Below are 19,609 nucleotides of genomic sequence, written 5' to 3'. Positions count from 1 at the left end.
TCACCGGGCGCCCCGGGCCGACAAGGCCCGGGGCGTCTGGCGTTTTCCGGGTCCTGTCGGTCGGGGGCTCCGCGGACCCACACACCAGGAGCCCCGAATGACCACCACCGAGACCACCACCGCCGACGTCATCTCCGGCGCCCGCGAGCGCATCGACTCGCTCGACGACCGGATCATCGGCCTCGTCCAGGAACGCATGGCCGTCTCCGCCGTCGTCCAGGAGGCCCGGATCGCGTCCGGCGGGCGCCGGGTGAACCTGTCGCGCGAGAACGAGGTGCTCGGGCGCTACAGGGACGCCCTCGGCAAGCCCGGCACCGAGCTCGCGATGACGCTGCTCGAACTGTGCCGGGGCCGGGTCTGACCGACGGGCACCTCAGTTCGGTTGCACCCTCACCCATACGGCGCGTGACCCGTTGGCACAGGCTTCGTTGGTCCCGGTGTCCGTGCCAGCCAGGGGCGGGCCAACCGAACCACGCGTGGCTCCGCTGGAGCGTTGAGACGTCACGGTCACTCCGTACGTCGTGGGACCTCGCTCCAGACAAGTGACCGGACGGCAGGGGACAGCAGCCCGGTCACCCAAGAGAACGGTCGGCCTCGGGGACGCCCGAGGCCGACCGGCCTCCGCACTACCGGACGGGTCGTCTCCCCGCCCTTTTCTCCGCTACTGCTTCTGCTTCGGCGGCACCGCCGGTATGTCCAGCAGCGGCAGCTTCAGCGCGCCGAAGGCCTCGGCGGGCACCGCCGGGTTCTTCGGCTCGACCGGCGTGAGCCTGCGGTACGCCGAACCGATCTCCGGCCGCTGGTCCTCCTCGCCCTTGTTCGGCCAGTACGACAGGGCCCGCTCGGCCTGCGCCGTGATCGTCAGGGACGGGTTCACGCCGAGGTTGGCGGTGACGGCCGCGCCGTCGACGACCGAGATGCCGGGGTGGCCGTAGACCCGGTGGTACGGGTCGATCACGCCGGTCTCGGCGCTGTCGCCGATCGGACAGCCGCCCAGGAAGTGGGCGGTGAGCGGGGTGCCCATCAGCTCGCCGACGTTGGAGCCCGCGAAGCCGTTGATCTCCCGCGCGATCGCCGACGCGCCCTCGCTCGCCGCCTTGATCTGCTTGGGGTTGGGGGCGCCGTGGCCCTGCCGCGCGGTGAGCAGGCCCTTTCCGACGCCGTCCGGCTTCAGATACGTGGTCAGCGAGTTGTCGAGGGACTGCATGACGAGGCCGATGATGGTCTTCTCCGACCAGCGGCGGTTGGAGAGCGAGCGGGCCATCTGGGCCGGGTGCTTGACCACGTTCGCCAGCCAGCCCGCGACCCGCGAGGAGCCCTCCGCGTACGGGACCTGGAGGACGGACAGGCCGCCCATCGAGTTGGAGCCCTTGCCGTAGCGGACCGGCTCGATGTGCGTGTTCTCGTCCGGGTGGATCGAGGACGTGATCGCGACGCCCTTGGTGAAGTCGACCTTGGCGACACCGTGCTTCTTCTTGTAGCGCCGGTTCGTGGTCTGCGAGCCGACCAGCGCCTCGGAGTTGGTGCGGGTCAGCTCGCCCAGGCGCTCGGACAGGTGCGGCAGCTGTCCGTTGGCCTTCATGCGGTGCAGCAGGGTCTGCGTGCCGTACGTGCCCGCAGCGACGATCACCTTGGGCGCGGTGAAGGTGCGGCCCGCCGCCTTCTTGTCGTCCGTGGGCAGGGTCGCGACCGCGTAGCCGCCGCGCGAGTCGTCGGTCACCGAGACGACCGAGGTCAGCGGGTGGACGACGGCGCCCGCCTTTTCGGCGAGGTACAGGTAGTTCTCGTTGAGGGTGTTCTTCGCGCCGTGGCGGCAGCCCGTCATGCACTCGCCGCACTCGGTGCACGCCTTGCGGGCGGGGCCCGCGCCGCCGAAGTACGGGTCCGCGACCTGACCGCCCGGCCTGGCCCTCGCCGTGCCGTCGGCGTCCTCGCCGTCGCCGAAGAAGACGCCGACCGGGGCCATGTGGAAGGTGTCGCCGATGCCCATCGACTGGGCCGCCGCCTTCAGGTGCACGTCGGCGGGGCTCATCGTCGGGTTGAGCCGGACGCCGAGCATGCGCTGAGCCTGGTCGTAATACGGCTTCAGCTCGTCCTGCCAGTCCGTGATGTGCGCCCACTGCGGGTCGTCGAAGAACGGCTTCGGCGGCACGTAGAGGGTGTTGGCATAGTTCAGCGAACCGCCGCCGACGCCCGCGCCTGCCAGGACCATGACATTCCCGAGCAGGTGGATGCGCTGGATGCCGTACATGCCGAGCTTCGGCGCCCAGAGGTAGTTCTTCAGGTCCCAGGAGTTCTTGGGGAGGGTGTCCGGGGTGAAGCGGCGGCCCGCTTCCAGGACTCCGACCTTGTACCCCTTCTCGGAGAGTCGGAGGGCGGAGACGGATCCGCCGAAGCCGGATCCGATGATCACCACGTCGTAGTCGTAGCCGTCCTGTGTCACTTGTGCGTTCTCCTTTGAACGGCTGTTGCTACTTCAGGCGGAACTTCTTCATCACCGACAGGCTCACGCTCATGAACTTCGCGTAGGCCTCGTCGTCCATGCCGAACGAGGGCGCCATCGGCATCACGCGCTGGTGGGCGACGGTCTGCGCCTCGGTGTACTTGAGAATGCCCTCGGAGCCGTGCCGGCGACCGAGGCCGGAGTCCTTCATGCCGCCCATGGGCGACTGGACGCTGCCGTAGGCGGGGGCGTAGCCCTCGTTGATGTTCACGGTGCCGCTGCGCAGGCGGGCCGCGACCTCGTGGCCGCGCTTCGCGTTCTTCGTCCAGACCGAGGAGTTCAGGCCGTACGACGTCGCGTTGGCGAGCGCGATCGCCTCGTCCTCGTCGCTGAAGCGGTAGACGGACACGACCGGGCCGAAGGTCTCCTCGTCGCAGACGGCCATCGGGGCCTCGACGCCGTCCAGGATCGTCGGCTCGAAGAAGTACGGGCCGATGTCGGGGCGCGCGTTGCCGCCCGCGACGAGCGTGGCACCCTTGGCGACGGCCTCGTCGACGTGCCGCTTCACCGTGTCCAGCTGCCGCTGCCCGACGAGCGAGCCCATCTCCGCGCCGTACGCGAGGGAGCGGCCGAGCCGCATCGCCTTGGTGCGGGCGGCGAACCGGGCCACGAACTCGTCGGCGATCGACTCGTGGACGTAGATCCGCTCGATGGAGATGCACAGCTGGCCCGCGGACGAGAAGCAGGCGCGCACGGCGCCCGCCGCGGCCTTCTCCACGTCGGCGTCCTCAAGGACCAGCATGGGGTTCTTGCCGCCCAGTTCCAGGGAGACGCCGACGAGGCGGGCGGCGGCGCCCTGCGCGACCTCGCGGCCGGTGCGGGTGGAGCCGGTGAACGAGACGTAGTCGCCGTGCTTGACCAGCTCGGGGCCGACGACCGGTCCCTCACCGAGGACGACCTGGAAGACCTCGGACGGCAGCCCCGCCTCGATCAGCAGGTCGCGCGCCCACAGGGCGGTCAGGCAGGTCTCCGTGTCGGGCTTCATGACGACGGCGTTGCCCGCGACAAAGGCGGGGAGCGCGTCGCCGACGGAGAGCTCCAGCGGGTAATTCCACGGCGCGATCTGGCCGACGACGCCGCGCGGCTGGCGCAGCTCCGTGACCTTGGTCAGCGTCGGGACGGCGCCGGTGTGACCCTTGGGCTTCAGGTACGCGGGGGCCTTGCGGCCGTAGTGCCGGGACGCGACCGCGACGGCCTGCACCTCTTCGTGCGCGTGCAGCCGGGCCTTGCCGGTCTCCAGCTGGATCAGGTCGAGCACCTCGGCCTGGCGGGCGAGCACCAGGTCGTGGAAGCGCAGCAGCACGGCGGCGCGCTTGCGGACCGGCGTCTTCGCCCACACCTCCTGGGCGGCGCGGGCCCGCTCGAACGCGACTGCGACGTCCTCGGGCGTGGACTCCGGCAGGTCGGCGAGCTTCTCGCCGGTGAACGGCGTGTGGTTCGCCGTCCGCCCCGAGCCGACCACGTCCCGCGTGAGGCGGGCGATCAGGTCGGGCGTCACCACGTCGGCGGCCGTGCGGGCGCCCTCGGGGGCGGCCGCGACCGGGTTGGTGCGGGTCTTCTCTGCGTGCTCGGGGATCGCCTGCGACTGCGTCATACCGGCGAGCGTAGGTCGGGACGTGCGCTTTTGGTACCCGGCGGTAACAGGTTTCACCGAGTACACACACCGCGCCAGTGATCGCTGGCAGCAAAGCCGCTGATCAGGGCTTTGCCGCCAACGAACTCCGGTTCAGAGCTTCTTGACCCCCAGGCCCGCGATGGCACCCTTGGCGACCTCCCGGCCGCGCTCCGTGAAGTCCCCCTTGCCGGGGTAGTCGATCCACAGCCGGTACATGTCCCCCGCCTTCGTCTTGTAGTAGAAGGCCTTCGCCTCCCGCGGCAGGTCCTGCTCGAAGTCCGTGCCGGCGCTGCTCACGCCGTACGTGATCGTGTTCAGCGCGGCGTCGCGTTCCTCGTACGTGACGTTGGAGTCGGTTCTGCTGTCGCTCTTGGTGTCACTGGACATCGACAGCCCGGCGCCGCCGCTGAACGTGCCGCCCTTGATGGCGTCCGAGTCCTTGAAGGCCTCCGCGTCGGCCGTCCCCGCGATGTCCTCCGTCTCGTCCTTGTGGTCCCAGCGCGACAGGTTCACCACGATCTCACCGCTGGGGTCCTCGTACGTGACGACGCCCTTGTCGTCCTCGTCGGGGATCCGGACGTAGGACGCGGGCACCGCCACGCTCGCGTCCAGCGGCGCCGCCTCCTGGTGCTCCTTCCAGCCGTCCGGCAGCGGCCCCGCGAACGGGTTCGCGAGGACCAGGTACGCCGCGACGGCCGCCACGACGACACCCGCGCCGATGCCCAGGAGGGCCTTGCGGCCCAGCCGCAGGCCGCCCTGCGCCGAGCCGGTCCGCACGACCCGGGTCGGCGCCTGCGCGGGCGGCTCCGCGGCCTGCTCCAGGAGGGCGCGCACCTGCACCGCGTTCGGGCGGCGCGCCGGGTCCTTCTGCAGCAGCCCGTTGATGGCGTCGGCCAGCGGGCCCTGCGCCGCGGCGGGCGGGGCGGGCGTCGCGTTGAGCACGGACTGGAGCGTCGCGGGCGTGTTGGTGCGGCGGAACGGGGACACGCCCTCGGTCGCCGCGTACAGCACGACGCCGAGCGACCACAGGTCGGAGGCCGGTCCGGGGCGCTGGCCCAACACCCGCTCGGGGGCGATGAATTCGGGCGAGCCGACGAAGTTGCCGGTGTCGGTCAGGTTCGTCTCGCCCTCGATCTGCGCGATGCCGAAGTCGGTGAGGATCACGCGGTCGTGGCGGCCCAGCAGCACGTTGTCCGGCTTCACGTCGCGGTGCAGGATCCCCGCGGCGTGCGCGGCCTCCAGGGCGCCGAGCACCTCCAGGCCGACACGGGCGGCGTCGCGGGCGCCGAGCGTGCCCTCCTGGAGCGCCGCGCCGAGCGAGCGGCCCTGCACGAACTCCATGACGATCCACGGCTGTCCGTCCTCGACGGCCACGTCGTGCACGTTCACGACCGCCGGGTGGTCGAGCCGGGCGGCGGCGCGGGCCTCGCGGCGCATCCGCTCGAAGGCGTTGGCCCGCTCCCGCTCCGGCAGGTGGTCCGGGAGGCGCGGCTCCTTCACGGCGACCTCGCGGTCCACCGTCTCGTCCTTCGCCCGCCACACCGTGCCCATGCCGCCGTGCCCCAGCTTGCTCAGCAGGCGGTAGCGCCCGGCCACGAGCCGCCCGGCGCCGGGGTCCTGCGGCTCGGTCGCGACCTGCGCGGGCGGGGCCAATGGCCCGGCGTACGGGTTGCCGGGGTGCGGCACGTGCGCGGGCCGTGGCGGCTGGAGGCTGAAGCTGGTGGGCTCGTTCGGGCCGCGTGCGGCTCCCCCGTTGTCACTCATGGGTCCATGACTACCGCGCGGGACACGGATGGTTCCACTGGGATCACGGAGTTGTGACCGCGCTGATGCGAGCCCTGCGGCTACCGCCCGGTCGCCTCGAAGGTGTCGACGGCCGCGTCGAAGTGGGCGCGCGCCCGGGCCGTGTCCGCGACGGGGGCCGAGACCCACACGTCGTACATCCGGCCGCCCTCCTCCCAGCACAGGTCGACGGTGTGCCGGGCGCCTTCGGCGGGGCTGAACCCGTCCCACGTGAACTCCCACAGGGCGGCGGCGTGCCCGTTGTGCGAGGTGTCGGTGACCCTGGCGTCGCGGTACCCCGGATTGCTCCTCGGCCCCTCGGCGGCGGAGCGGCGCTGCACGGCGCGGGGGCCGCCGCTCTCGGTGCGCCCCGGCTTGATGCCGATGCGGTAGGTCCCGCCGGGCGACATGTAGTAGATCCGCGGCCCGTCCACGGAACGCGTGAACCCGGAGGGCACGGCGAGCCGGAACCCCTTGGGGTCCGAGACGGTGCGATAGCCCTGCGGGGCCTTGGCACCCGGCGTGCTGGGCTTCTGGCGGGTCACGGTGACGGTCGGGGTCGGCGAACCGGAACCGGAGGACGACGGGGTGGCGGACGGCGTACGGGACGCGGTCGGCGCCGAGGTGGACGGCGGTGTGGGCGACTTCTCGTCCCGGCCGGCCAGCAGCACCGCGGTGGCGATCCCGGCCCCGACGACCGCGGCCACGAGCGCCGCCGCCACGAGGAGCGTCCGGGTCGACACGACGCGCCTGCGCCGCGCCGCCGGAACGTTCCGCTGCGTCGGCGTGTAGAGCATCCCCGGTACGAGCGGAATGGGGATCGCGGGCTGCGGCGTCGCCCCGGTGGCGATGTACGCGCGCAGCAGCCGCTCGGCCTCGTCCAGGCTCAGCCGCCGCCCGGGGTCCCGCTCCAGCAGCCCGCGGACCACCGGGAGCAGCGGCTCGGCCTCGTCGGGCGGACTGACCTCCTCGTAGACGACGGCGTGCAGGATGCCGCCCAAGGAGTCGCGGCGGAACGGCGATTCACCGCTCATGGCCGCGCACAGCAGCGCCCCCAGCGACCACAGGTCGGCCCCGACACCGGCCCGCTCCCCCTGCATCCGCTCCGGCGCCGTGTACTCCGGCGAACCGACGAACCCGCCGGTCTCGGTGAGCGTGGAGGCGCCCTCGACCTGGGCGATCCCGAAGTCGGTGAGGACGACCCGGCCCGTCGACCGCTCCAGCAGGACGTTGGCGGGCTTCAAATCCCGGTGCAGCACGCCCGCGTCGTGCGCGACGCGCAGCGCGGCGAGCAGCGCGAGCCCGATCCGGGCGGCCTCCAGGGGTTCGACGGGGCCCTCCCCGGCGATCCGGTCGGCGAGCGAGCCGCCGCTGACCAGGTCCATCACTATGTACGGGTGTCCCTCGTACAGCACCACGTCGTGCACGACGATCACGTTCGGGTGCTGGAGCTGGGCCACGGCCCGCGCCTCGCGCAGCATCCGCTCCCGCTGCTGCTGGGCCTCGTCCTCCGAGAGGGTCGCGTCGATGTCGAGTTCCTTGACGGCGACCTGGCGGCCGAGCAGGGTGTCGGAGGCCCGCCAGACGACGCCCATGCCGCCGCGCCCGATTCTGGCCTCCAGCCGGTAACGTCCGGCGATCACACGGACGTTGTCCCCCTCGGTCCCCATGCGCCCCATCATGCCGCACGCTTGTTCACCGGGACTGCACGGTTCCGGCCAGGGGACATCACATCAATCAGGACTGCGGGGGCTGCCATCCGCGCAGCATCGCGTCGAACTGCTGGCGCGCGCCGGGCCAGTTCGCCGCCGGCACGGACAGATAGATGGCGTACTCCGTGCCGTCCTGCGCCCGGTAGGTCTGTTCGATGGCGTGCCGCGGCCCGGACGTCGTGTCCTGCGTCCCCGCGGTCCAGGTGAACTCCCACAGCGAGCCGGGCCGGTCCCGGAACGTGTTCGACTGAAGCAACACCCGCTGGTAGTCCGGCAGCTTGGGCCGCAGCCCCTTCTCCAGGTCCAACTGGTGCTGGTACGAGTCCTGCCAGTCGGAGGCCTTGTCGACGGCGATGCGGAGGAACCGCTGCCCGCCGTCGGGCGTGTAGTCGATCTGTGTGCCCTCCTGCTGCCGCTTCCAGGTCGGCGGCAGCATCAGGCTGAACCCCTCGACATCGTGCCGCCGCACCCAGTTGTCGGGGATCGAACCGTCCTTGGGGACCGTCTCGTCCTTGTCGCCGGAGCCTTCCTTGCCCCCGGAGCCCTGGTCCGTGGCCGTGCTGCTGCTCTCGGCGGCACGCTGATCGACGTAGTACATGGCGGCGAGCGCGCCTCCGCCGCCGACGAGGGCCGCGGCCAGGACGGCGGCGAGCACCTTCGGCCAGCCGCGCGGCTTCTTGGCGGACGTGGGCACGACGGTGGGATGAAGGGGCGCGGGCGCGGGGGTGGGTGTCGGGGGCACCACGGTGGTGGTGGGCGCCGTGCTCATCGGCGTCGGCGGCGGCGTGGCCGCGGTCGGCTGCGCGGGCACGTGCACCTGTGTCGGGACGTACGCCTGCGCCGCGTTCGGCCGCCGGTCCTCCGCGGCCTCGGCGAGCATCGCCTCCGCGGCGTCGGCGTCGGGCCGCGCGTCCGGGTCCTTGCTGAGCAGCGCGCCGATGACGGGCCCCATCGCCCCGGCGCCCTCCAAGGGCTCCGGCTCGTCCTCGACGACGGCCTGCATGGTGGCGATCGGCGACGTGCGCCGGAACGGGGAGAGCCCCTCGACCGCGGTGTAGAGCGTCGCGCCGAGCGCCCACAGGTCGGAGGCGGGCCCCGGCTCGGAGCCGCGCACCCGCTCGGGCGCGAGATAGTCGACGGAGCCGACTATCTCGCCGGTCCGCGTGATGGTGGAGTCGCCCTCGACCTGCGCGATGCCGAAGTCCGTCAGCTTGACCTGACCGTTGCTGGCGAGCAGCACGTTGCCGGGCTTCACGTCGCGGTGCAGCACTCCGGCGTTGTGCGCGGCGCGCAGGGCCCGCAGCGTCCACAGGCCGATCCTGGCGGCCTCGGCGGGGGCGACGCGCCCGTCCTCCTTGACCGCGTCGGCGAGCGAGCGGCCCTCGACCAACTCCATGACGATCCACGGCCGGTCGTCGTGCTCCAGCACGTCGTGCACGGTGACGACGGCGGGGTGGTTGATCCGCGCGGCGGCCCGCGCCTCGGTCTGGGTGCGGGCGAGCAGGACGGCCCGGTCCGCCTCGGCCACCCATTGGGCAGCCGTCAACTCCTTCACGGCGACGGTACGGTGCAGCACCTCGTCGTGCGCGCGCCAGACCCGGCCCATGCCGCCGCGTCCTATGGATTCACCGAGCCGATACCGGCCGGCGAGGACCTCGCCCTGCATCTGATTCACGTTTCCCCGCTAATGTGTCGACCCGGTTCACACTAGGGATCAGTCGTCGCACACGGAACAGCCGGGGTGCCACGGAGACCGCACTGTGACGCTTTGTCGCGCGCTCAATCACCGTAGCGGTACGTCGAATACGCCTGCTGGTACAGCTTCGAGACCTCGTCCCGCTCGGCCTCCGGGCCGCGTACCTGCACCACGTGGTACTTGCCGCCGACCACCATCGCGAGGTTGCGCACGTACATCTCGCGCCCGTCGGAGGCCTGCCAGGTGAACTGGCCCTCGGCCATGGCCCGTCCGCCGACGTCGACGCTCTTCATGCCGCTCGACGTGGCCCAGGTGGAGTCCCGGAACGGCTGCAGCTCGTGCTCGTCCTCGCGCTGGTACTTCATCGGGTCCTCGCCGTACCTGGCCGTGGAGTCGCGGCCGGGGACGACGATCAGCCGGAAGTCGCCGTGCGCGTACACGACCTGCCCCCGCCCGTTCTTCCCCGTCCGCTGCCAGCCCTTGGCGACGGCGACCTCGAACCCCGCGGCGTCCTTGCGCAGCACGAAACCGGGCGCCACATCGGACTGCGGTTTGGTGGACGAGGGCTTCGAACTGCGCTCCCCCGCCGGGGAGCTCGCCGGCGCGGACGGCTCCCGCGACGACCCGCCCCGGTCCTCGTCCTGGTCCCCGCCCCGGCCGTCCTCCCGGCCGTCCGACGAGGTCGAGGGCACGGCCCCCGCGTTCTCCTGCCCTGCGCCCTGGCCCGCCTTCGGCATGAACACCATCGCGTACGCGACCGCGCCCACGAGCCCGAGCAGGACCAGCACCAGCAGCCAGCGCCCGAGCGATCTCGGCCGCCGCGCTTGGGGAGCCCGCGCGGGCCGCGGCACCCGCTCCACCGCCCGGCTCCGCTTGTGCCGCCCGTGCTGCCCCCCGCCGGCCGGAGCCCGCGTCCGGCGCCTGCGGACGAGCTCTCCCCTACGGCGTACGACGGGCAGCCGGCCCGCGTCGAAGGCGGGCGCGGGGACGACGTTCGCCCCGGCCTCCGGTTCGGGCGCGGAGCGCACCAACGACCGCAGCCAGCCGCGCAGTTCCTCGATGTCGAGCCGCTCGGTGGGGTCCTGGCGCAGCAGCGACTCGACGACCGGCCGCACGGGCCCGCACTCCTCGGCGAACGCGGGCGGCTCGGCGCACACCATCTGCACCAGCTCCGGCGTCGACTCCTCCGGGTACGGGGCGTGTCCCTGCACGGCGCGGAACAGCAGCGCGCCGAGGGCCCACAGATCGGTGGCGGGCCCGACGGGGGCGGCCAACTGCCAGTTCTCCTGCACCGGGTAGGCCTGCTCGGGGGACCACCGCTCGGTGACGGGGCCGACGACGGTCATCCGGACCTGGCGGGACCGCTCGGCAGAGACGGCCCCGCCGAATCCGGCCCCGCCGGCGTGTGAGGCGCGGGGCGCGGGGCGGATCCCCGCGTCGTCGTACCCGTCCCTGTCCTCGTACCCGTCCCTGTCCTCGTACCCGTCGCCGTCCCCGGATATGAGCTCGCTCCAACGGGCGGGCGGCACCACGGGCTTGTCCGCCACCGCGCCCGCGCGGTACGCCGCGATCGCCCCGGCCCGGGCGGCCCGGTAGTCCCCCGCCTCCGGCACCGTCTCCTCGACGAGCTCCTCGAACTCCTCGTCCTCGTCCTCGTCCTCAGGAACCGGCACCACGTCGTACCCGCACAGCGCCTCCTCCGCGGCGCCGAGGGCGAGCCCGGTCAGCATGACCCGGCCGTCGTCGCAGATCAGTACGGTGCGCGCGGTGATGTTCCGGTGCACCCAGCCGTGCGCGTGCACCGCCCGCAGCGCGGTGAGCACGTCGGAGGCGACCTCGGCGGCCCGGTAGGGGCTCAGCGGTCCACGGGCGAGCAGCGCCGACAGCGGCCGCGCCGCCACCAGTTCGCTCACGATCCACAGCGAGCCGCCCTCGGCGAACACGTCGAAGACCTGGTCGAGCCGGGGGTGGTCGGGGATGCTCGCGGCGGCCTGCGCGGCCTCGACGGCCCGCTCCACGGACGGCTCGGCGGCCCCGTGCCCCGCGTCACCGCCGGCCCGGAAGCCCTCCGGCAGTCCGTCGGCGTCCAGCACCTCGGCCTCGACGACCTCGGGCAACGGCACCTGCCGTACGAGGACTTCCTGCCCGCTGTAGGTGTCGAAGGCCCGCGTCTCGGCCGCGGGTTCGTACGCGTCGTAGGAGTGGACGGGCAGCCGGTACCGGTTGGCGAGCACCCGACCCGCGTACTCGTCCACGACGCCTCCCCCTGATCCACAGGCCCTGCCGCACGATTGCGCACCGTCCGCAAGAATTCACGATACGTGCCGCACGGCTCACTGGCTCAGGACTTGGCCTTGAACGTGTGTGTGAATGTCTTCCAGGTCGCCTTGCGCTGACCGTCGCCCCACGTGTCGGCCTTGGCGGTGTACATCAGCCCGTACCCCAGCGAGCCGTTCACCACCGTCCCCCGGTCTATCGAGCGCCACTTGGTGCCGCCGTCGGAGTAGGTGAACTCCCAGTCGGCCGTCTTCCAGTCCCGGTAGTCCACCGCCTCTATGCGCACGCGGTGGTACTGCGAGCGGGTCATGTACCGCTCCTGGTTGCGCCAGTCCGCGACCGGGTCCGACTTGGGGCTGCTGGTCCAGCCGACGAGCAGCCGCTGCCCGTCGGGCCCGGTGAAGCGCGCCCCCGCACGGTCCGACGAGGCGTACTTCCACCCCTTCGGCAGACCGATCGAGAAGCCCTGGGAGCCCTTGTACGTCTGCTCGACCGCGGTGCCCGGCTTGTCGGCGTCACCGCTCGGCGACGTACTCGCACTGGGGGACGCGGACGGGCTGTCGGCGCTCTCGGAGGGCTTGTTGTCGTCCGGCTTCTTGTCGTCCCCGGACCCCTTGTCCTGGTCGCCCCCGGCGTTCTTGTCGTCGGAGCCCGCCGTGGGGCCCGCCGAAGCGCCCTTGCCGTCCCCGCCCTTGGCGTCCGCGCCGTCGCCGCCGTTCAGCGCGAGGGCCAGGACGCCGGCGAGCACGACGAACGCGACGACCAGCGAGACGATGACGAGGGCCCGGCCCCGCAGGGCGTCCGCGAGGGCCGCCGTGCCACCAGGGCGGCCCGCGCCCGGCGCGGGTCCTGCGGGCGCGGTCGCCGCGGGCTCCGTCTTCTCCTTCGGCGCCGTCGCGGCGGCGGCCGCCTTGCGCACGCTCTTCAGGGCGCCGCGCATCCTCTCCGCGGCCTCGTCGCGCCTGGCCGCGACAGTGGCCGCGGCAGCGGCGGCGGCCGCCCTGGTGTCCTTGCGCTCCTTGCGCCTCTTCGGCTCGGGAGCGGGCGGCAGCGGCACCACCTTCGTGGCCTCGACCGGCTCCGGCTCGGGGGCGGGCTTCGGCTCGGGGGCGTGGATGACGTCGTTCAGCATCGACCGCGCGGCGGCGTCGTCGAGCCGCTGTTCGGGGTCCTTGGCCAGCAGCCCGTAGATCACCGGCTCCAGCGGCCCGGCGTTCTTCGGCGGGTCCACCGACTCGGTCATCACGGCGGTCAGCGTGGCGATCGCCGACCCCTTGTCGTACGGCGGGACGCCCTCCACGGCCGCGTACAGCAGACCGCCGAGCGACCACAGGTCGGCGGCGGGGCCCGGCTTGTGGCCGCGGGCGCGCTCCGGCGAGATGTACGAGGGGGCGCCGACCAGCATCCCCGTCGAGGTGATCGAGGGGTCGCCCTCGACCTGCGCGATCCCGAAGTCCGTCAGAACGACGCGGCCGTCCTCGGCGATCAGCACGTTGGAGGGCTTCACGTCGCGGTGCAGGATGCCCTCGCGGTGCGCGGCGCGCAGCACGTCGAGCACGGCGAGGCCGACCTCGGCGGCCCGCCGCGGTTCGAGGAGACCGTCCTCGCGGATGGCCTCGGCGAGGGACTTGCCCTCGACCAACTCCATGACGATCCACGGCCGGTCGTCCTCGTCGACCACGTCGTAGACGGTCACCGCGCCGTTGTTGCGGATCCGCGCGATCGCCTTCGCCTCACGCAACGTACGCGTGATCAGGCGGCGCTTCTCGTCCTCGTCGACGGCACCGGGGAAGCGCAGCTCCTTGACGGCCACCGTGCGCCCGAGGGTCTCGTCCTTGGCCCGCCACACGGTGCCCATGCCGCCCCGGCCGAGCACGTCGCCGAGCCGGTACCGACCGGCGAGCAGCCGGCCCTCCGGGGCGTCCTTGGACGCCCCCCGGGTGTCCCGACCGGAAGAATCCTGACGAGTGCCCTTGTCTTCACGGGCCTCGCCCGCCCGCTCCGCCTCCGACATGCGTCCCCTCTAGCAACCGGCCCTGACAGAGCCTTCATTGTCCCATCACTGGACCACCACTCCGCGCGCCGGGTCACCCCCACCCGACACGCACAAGAACGTCCCACAATGGTGGCCCCGCGCCGCCGAAGGGACCGTCGTTGCCCGCGTTCAGGACACTCCTGGCCATACCGCTGACCTTGGCCGTTCTGTGCCTGACCCAGTGGGGCGCGCCGGGTTCGACGACCCTCGCGGACGACACTCTTCCGCTGCTCGTGACGCGAGGCAAGGCCCCGTCCGCGGCGCTCCTGACCACCGAGGGAACCACGGGACACTTCAGCACCACCAGCCCCGCCCTCAGCCGCTCCGATCATCTGCGCGCGGGAAGTATCACGAAGACCTTCATCGCGACGGTAATCCTCCAACTCGCGGTGGAAAAACGCCTGAAACTGTCGGCACCGGTCACCACCTATCTCCCCCGCCTCAGCGGCACCCGCGACCTCACGGTCCGCTCTCTGCTCACCCAGACCAGCGGCCTCTACGACTTCGTGACCACCACTCACGGGCGTACCCCGCTGACCTCCAGGGCAGCGGTGCTGCTCGCGCTGTCGGAGCCCCGGACGGCGCGGCCCGGCACCTGGTCATACTCCAACACCAATTACGTCCTCCTGGGCATGATCATCCATCAGGTCACGGGCCGCTCCTACGCCTCGGAGGCCCGCCGCCGCATCATCGACAGGCTCCGCCTCACCGGCACCACGTTCCCCGGATCCCGCACGACAGTCCCCAGCCCGCACGGCCCCGACGCGGTCCGCCTCGACCCGCGCACGGCCGGGGCCTCCGGCGAGCTGATCTCCACGCTCCCCGACCTGAACCGCTTCTACACCGCACTCCTGACGGGCCGCCTCCTCCCGCCCGGGGCCCTGCGCGCCATGCTCGACACCACCCCTTCGGGCGGCCGTTACGGCATGGGCCTCTACCCGGAGAAACTCCCCTGCGGCACCACGGTCTGGGGCCACAACGGCCGCATCGCCGACACCTATGTGCGCACGGCGGCGACGCAGGACGGCTCACGGACGCTGACGTACCACGCGACGGCTCCGTACCTCGCCGATACCGAGCGCGTCGAGCGCCGCCTACTGGACGCGGAGTTCTGCCCGCGGTAGAGCGGGGTAGGAGAGGACTCACGAGCATCCGGACCCGTGCCGTGCCGCCCTCCGCAACCATCGGCCCCAGGTCGGCGTCCACAAGGGAAGCGGGCACTGTCCGCCCCGCTCTAGGAGACCCCATGGCCCGCATCGGCATCACCGGACACCGCGACATCCCGGACACCGCGCTGGCCGACATCAGGCATCGGATGGAGATCGCGCTCAAGGAACCGGCCGAGGCGGCACTGACCTGCCTCGCCGCGGGCGCGGACCAGCACTTCGCCGAACTCGCGCTGGCCGCGGGCATCCCCGTCACCGCCGTGCTGCCCGGCGAGGACTACGTCCAGCACCTGGGAAGCCCCGACGCCGTCCACACCTACCGCTCGTTGCTGCGCCGCTGCCGGACCGTCGTACGGATGCCGTACGCGACGTGCACGCCCGAGGCGTACGAAGCGGCCGGGCGCTGGATCGTCGAGCACAGCACCCGGCTCATCGCGGTCTGGGACGGCGAACCGTCCCGCGGCCAGGGCGGCACCGCCGAGATCGTCACCTACGCACAGCTGCTCGGCGTCCCGGTGTCGGTCCTGTGGCGCCCCGGCGCGGTGCGCGTCTGAGGCCGCGTCACTTGCCGCCGAACCGGGCCAGCCAGTCGGTGTGCTGCGGCAGGACGAGCCGCTCGACGGACGCGACCGCCTCGGCCCACTCCTTCTCCGCGTGCTCCCCCTCCCCCTGAGGAATGCGGCGCATGACGTCCCGCAGTTCCTTGAGGTCCTGACCGATCAACTGGTGCGCGAAGTTCAGGGGCTTGCCCCGCTGCGTCTCGTTCCACGCGACGGCGGCCGCGGCCGCCGCGGAGCACAGCCCGGTCAGGTCGGTGTCGTGCCAGGCCCACGCCCGAAGCACCGTCATCGCGAACGCGAGCGCGGTGAACACGGTGATCACCACGTTCCACACGGCCGCCGAGTGCCGCGCCCGTTCGCGGCGTCCGACGTACCAGTCGAGCTGTTCCTGGAGCCGGTCGCGCAGATAGATGTCGCGGCGCACCGAGAACGGTTTGCCACGGACCTCCCGCATGGCCGGCGTGATCTGCCCGATGCCGACGGTCTGGGGGCCGCACCGGTTGATGTCCCACCCCACTCTGAGAAGCTCCGTCAACCGGTCGTCCAGGCGGGTCGCGAAGAGTACGTCCGGATTGACATCACGCCCCACCTGGAAATCCCCACCACCGGCCATGTAGAGCCAGCACAGGCTCTTCGTCGACTCGGCGGCCTCCCGGTGGGCCTGGTGGTGAACGCGCGCCCGGCGCCGGCCCACCCAGAACGCGAACAGCAGCGCCAGCGCGTAGCAGGCGGCCGCCACCCACGCACCGCCGTCCCAGCCGATCATCTCCGACGCGGCGGAGATCGCGGTGGCCGTCAGCAGCAGCACGAGCTGGGTGCGCACCGCCTTGGCGCTCTCGACCTGACGGCTGACCGCGAGCCGGTCGTTGATCTCGTACAGAGGCGCCAAGTGGGCCGCCCCGATCGTCGTACTTGCCGGTATATGGACCACAATGCGCCCCCTACCTTCACCCGTTCAGGGCGAAGTCACCCCGCGGGGCGCACTTCCCGGCTTCTCCAACGTTCACTTCAAGCCAGATTCGGCGCGCGATCTCGGGATGTCAGCCCTATGATGCGCGTAAGTGTGACTTTTACCCAAGGAGAAGTGAAGGCCGTGAACGGATTCTCGACTGCGGTGAACAGCACCTCAAAGACCAAGCGGCCGACCCCGCTCTCTTCGATCGCACCCCGGACCGCTGCGGCACGCCGCTCCATGGACCGCGTCACTCACCTCTCCGGTGCAGTCCGCAGCACGGGGTTGACCTTCAACTCGGCTCTCTGATCGCTTGGTTGACGCTCGCTGCTCCACCCCCCGGAGCAGCACGCGCACATTTCGGCCAATCCCCCAAAACCGTGGCGCGGTTCCGTTTACGCTGCCACTAAAGTGGGCAAATGACCCCGCTGCGGCAGCTCGTATTCAAGGTCCACAGCCGCTGTGATCTTGCTTGTGATCATTGTTATGTCTACGAGCACGCAGACACCACGTGGACCTCGCTCCCCAAGGTCGTTTCGGAAAACACCGCAGATCTTGTAGCGCGTCGTTTCGCCGAATACGCGAAATCCCTGGAACTCGAAGAAGTCGCCGTGATTCTGCACGGCGGAGAGCCACTGCTCGCCGGCCCCGCCCGGCTGCGCGCCGTGTGCGAGCGACTCACCGCGCACCTCTCCCCGGTCACCCGTCTCGATCTGCGCATCCACACGAACGGGGTGCAGCTGAACCGCACCCATCTCGCGCTCTTCGACGAGTACGACGTCAAGGTCGGCATCTCCCTCGACGGCGACCGCGCGGCCAACGACCGGCACCGTCTCGACCGGCGCGGCCGCAGCAGCTTCGACCGCGTGCTGCGCGCCGTGGACCTGCTGCGCGAGGACCGCCACCGCCACCTGTATCTGGGCCTGCTGTGCACGGTGGACATCGCCAACGACCCCGTCGCCGTGCACGACGCGCTGACCGCACTCGCCCCGCCGCGCATCGACTACCTGCTGCCGCACGCCACCTGGGACCACCCACCGGACCGCGGCGGCGCCGCGACGCCCTACGCCGACTGGCTGCTCGCGGCCTTCGACCGCTGGGAGGAACAGGGCCGCCCCTGCGAGGTGCGCCTGTTCGAGTCGGTGATCTCCACGCTCGGCGGCGGCCCCAGCATGACCGAGTCGCTCGGGCTCGCCCCGTCCGACCTGGCGGTCGTCGAGACCGACGGCAGCTTCGAGCAGGCCGACTCGCTCAAGACGGCCTACGACGGAGCGGCCTCGACCGGCTTTGACGTGCACCGGCACACCTTCGAGGCCCTGGCCGCGCACCCTGGTGTCCGCGCGCGGCAGGCGGGCGCGGAGGGGCTCGCCGACGCCTGCAGCACCTGCCCGGTCCTCGACTCGTGCGGCGGTGGCCTCTACGCCCACCGGTACCGCACCGGTTCCGGCTTCACCAACCCGTCCGTGTACTGCGCCGATCTGCTGGCCTTCATCCAGGGTGTCGCGACGCGCATCACCGACTGGGCCACCTCGCCCGTCGTGCTCGACGACGGTGAACTCGACTTCGCGCAGGGCGAGTTGAATCGCGTACTGCTGTCGTCACGGGCGATCGACGAGCAGGCCTGGAAGGCGTTCGTCACGGTCGACCACGGCGCGGGGACCCGGGCACTGGACGCCGTCCTCGCCCACCCCTACGTCCGCGCCTCGCTGATGGCCGGGCCCGGTCCCGGCCGGCTGGCCGCCGTGGCGCTCGCGGCCGCGCTGCGGGCCGGCGTGCAGGTGCGGGTCGACCTGCCCGCGCAGGGCCCGACCCTGCATCTGCCCACGCTGGGCACGCTGCGCCTGGCTGCCGCGCCGAGCGGACCCGTGGTGGCGACGAGCGGGGCCGACGGGCGTTCCCTCGTCCTGCACGCGGACGGCAAGGAGCGGTCCTACGCCCTGGACGGACCGCACTGGCGGCCCCTGTGCCCCGTCGACGACACGGACGACGCGAGCCCTCTGCTCGACGACGCCGACCCGCACCGCGACCGCTTCGGCGCCCCGCTCGCCACCACCGACCGCACCCCGCTCGCCGAGCTCTGGCGTGCGGCCCGACGGATCCTGGACGACCGGGTGCCTTCGCACGGCGCCGCGCTCGGCGTGGTCACACCGCTCGCCCCCGGCGGCGGGGTACGCCTCGCGGCACACGGCGAGTCCGCCCTCGGCGTCGCCCCCGACGCCGACCCCGAGGAGCTGGCCCTCGGCCTCCTGCGCGCCCACCGTGCGGCCCGGCTGCACGCCGTGCGCGAGTGCACGGACCTGTGCCTCGCCGGAAGCCCCGCGGGGCGCCGCATCGGCGAGGCCGAGCACTGGGCCGCGACCGCCGCCTTCACCGGCGCCGCCGACGACCGCGAGCGCGCCCGCGGGGCGCTGCGGGAGATCTCGGCGGACCAGCTCACGGGCAGCGGCAAGGAAGCGGTCCAGCGGATCCTGAGCGAGCTGGGCCATGACTGAGCGGGCCGCGGACATGACCGCGCTCGCGGAGCGGCTCGGCGTCCGCCGCGGCGGAACACTGCTCGTGCACGCCGCGCTGAGCGGGACCGGGCTGGAGGCAGGCGCCGTCCGCGACGCGCTGCGCCGCGTGCTCGGTCCGCACGGCACCCTGGTCGTGGCCACCTTCACGCCGGAGAACTCCGACACCTCCACCGCCCACCACCGGCGCACCGCCGGCCTCTCGGACGCCGAACGAGCCGCATACCGCGCGGCCATGCCGCCGTTCGACCCGGCACACACCCCGTGCCCCGAGACCGGTGTGCTGGCCGAGTGCGTGCGCCGCACCCCCGGCGCCGTGCGCAGCACGCACCCGCAGACGTCGTTCGCGGCCGTGGGGCACCGGGCGGCGGAGCTGATGGCGGACCACGACCCGCACTGCCACCTCGGCGAGCGCTCACCGATGGCGAAGCTGTACGGCGCGGACGCCCAAATCCTGCTGATGCGGGCCGAGTTCCGCACGTGCAGCGCTTTCCATTTCGCCGAGTACCGGCTCTCCCCGAAGCCCGCCCAGCGCACCTACCGCTGTGTGGTCGGCAGCGGCGCCGGGAGCTGGATCGAGTACACGGACGCCGTGCTCGACGACACCGACTTCAACCACGTGGGCAGCCTGATGCCGGCCTCGCTGATGCGCACGGAAGAGCTGGGCGGCCGGCCGGTGCGGCTCTTCGCGATGCGGGACGCCGTGGAGCACGCGGTCGGCAACTTGGCCGATCCACGACCTTGTTTGACCTGAAACGCACGGCGTACGCCAGCGCCGCTTCGGGCACATTGGGAGTCCGA

General features: G+C 72.1%; 13 protein-coding genes. 5 read left to right on the top strand and 8 right to left on the bottom strand.

The genetic code is table 11. The features are described from left to right. Window positions 1-97: 97 nt before the first annotated feature. Window positions 98-361: a chorismate mutase gene (locus ACY34M_RS08640; protein ID WP_462716192.1), complete on the top strand. Its 264-nt coding sequence runs from the start codon at window positions 98-100 to the stop codon at window positions 359-361. 300 nt (window positions 362-661) lie between these two features. On the opposite strand, the gene ACY34M_RS08635 is transcribed toward ACY34M_RS08640, so the two are convergent. The 7 genes from ACY34M_RS08635 to ACY34M_RS08605 form a co-directional block, all read right to left on the bottom strand. Further along, window positions 662-2,443 carry a GMC oxidoreductase gene (locus ACY34M_RS08635; RefSeq protein WP_462716193.1) on the bottom strand — a complete coding sequence of 594 codons (1,782 nt, stop codon included), beginning with the start codon at window positions 2,441-2,443 and terminating at the stop codon, window positions 662-664. A 28-nt stretch (window positions 2,444-2,471) separates the two neighbouring features. Further along, window positions 2,472-4,097, bottom strand: coding sequence for a succinic semialdehyde dehydrogenase (locus tag ACY34M_RS08630; protein ID WP_462716194.1), 1,626 nt, complete (start codon window positions 4,095-4,097; stop codon window positions 2,472-2,474). 132 nt (window positions 4,098-4,229) lie between these two features. Continuing rightward, complete coding sequence (locus ACY34M_RS08625; RefSeq protein WP_462716195.1) at window positions 4,230-5,882, bottom strand: serine/threonine-protein kinase; 1,653 nt, start codon at window positions 5,880-5,882, stop codon at window positions 4,230-4,232. Between the two features lie 80 nt (window positions 5,883-5,962). Next, the gene (locus tag ACY34M_RS08620; protein ID WP_462716196.1) at window positions 5,963-7,570 is read right to left on the bottom strand and encodes a serine/threonine-protein kinase; all 1,608 of its coding nucleotides are present in this window, start codon (window positions 7,568-7,570) and stop codon (window positions 5,963-5,965) included. Window positions 7,571-7,637: 67 nt separating this feature from the next. Next, entirely contained in the window at window positions 7,638-9,278 is a 1,641-nt protein-coding gene (locus ACY34M_RS08615; protein ID WP_462716603.1) for a serine/threonine-protein kinase, read from the bottom strand. A 113-nt stretch (window positions 9,279-9,391) separates the two neighbouring features. After that, the gene (locus tag ACY34M_RS08610; protein WP_462716197.1) at window positions 9,392-11,563 is read right to left on the bottom strand and encodes a protein kinase; all 2,172 of its coding nucleotides are present in this window, start codon (window positions 11,561-11,563) and stop codon (window positions 9,392-9,394) included. 86 nt (window positions 11,564-11,649) lie between these two features. Beyond that, complete coding sequence (locus ACY34M_RS08605) at window positions 11,650-13,599, bottom strand: serine/threonine-protein kinase (protein ID WP_462716198.1); 1,950 nt, start codon at window positions 13,597-13,599, stop codon at window positions 11,650-11,652. Window positions 13,600-13,739: 140 nt separating this feature from the next. Between ACY34M_RS08605 and ACY34M_RS08600 the strand changes: the two genes are divergently transcribed. Together ACY34M_RS08600 and ACY34M_RS08595 are read left to right on the top strand one after the other, a co-directional pair. Next, the gene (locus tag ACY34M_RS08600) at window positions 13,740-14,744 is read left to right on the top strand and encodes a serine hydrolase domain-containing protein (RefSeq protein WP_462724108.1); all 1,005 of its coding nucleotides are present in this window, start codon (window positions 13,740-13,742) and stop codon (window positions 14,742-14,744) included. Between the two features lie 122 nt (window positions 14,745-14,866). Beyond that, a complete protein-coding gene (locus tag ACY34M_RS08595; protein WP_462716200.1) occupies window positions 14,867-15,340 on the top strand; it encodes a hypothetical protein in 474 nt (157 codons plus the stop codon). Between the two features lie 7 nt (window positions 15,341-15,347). On the opposite strand, the gene ACY34M_RS08590 is transcribed toward ACY34M_RS08595, so the two are convergent. Beyond that, a complete protein-coding gene (locus ACY34M_RS08590; RefSeq protein ID WP_462716201.1) occupies window positions 15,348-16,235 on the bottom strand; it encodes a DUF4231 domain-containing protein in 888 nt (295 codons plus the stop codon). 482 nt (window positions 16,236-16,717) lie between these two features. Between ACY34M_RS08590 and ACY34M_RS08585 the strand changes: the two genes are divergently transcribed. Continuing rightward, a complete protein-coding gene (locus ACY34M_RS08585; protein WP_462716202.1) occupies window positions 16,718-18,790 on the top strand; it encodes an FxsB family cyclophane-forming radical SAM/SPASM peptide maturase in 2,073 nt (690 codons plus the stop codon). Beyond that, window positions 18,783-19,562, top strand: a complete 780-nt coding sequence (locus tag ACY34M_RS08580) for an AAC(3) family N-acetyltransferase (protein WP_462716203.1) — start codon at window positions 18,783-18,785, stop codon at window positions 19,560-19,562. The genes ACY34M_RS08585 and ACY34M_RS08580 overlap by 8 nt, the downstream gene beginning before the upstream one ends. Window positions 19,563-19,609: the final 47 nt, after the last annotated feature.

It is taken from the genome of Streptomyces sp. EDA2-14 (assembly GCF_054963755.1).
Note: the sequence above shows the minus strand (reverse complement) of the source record. Positions and strands in the feature narration are given on the sequence as shown.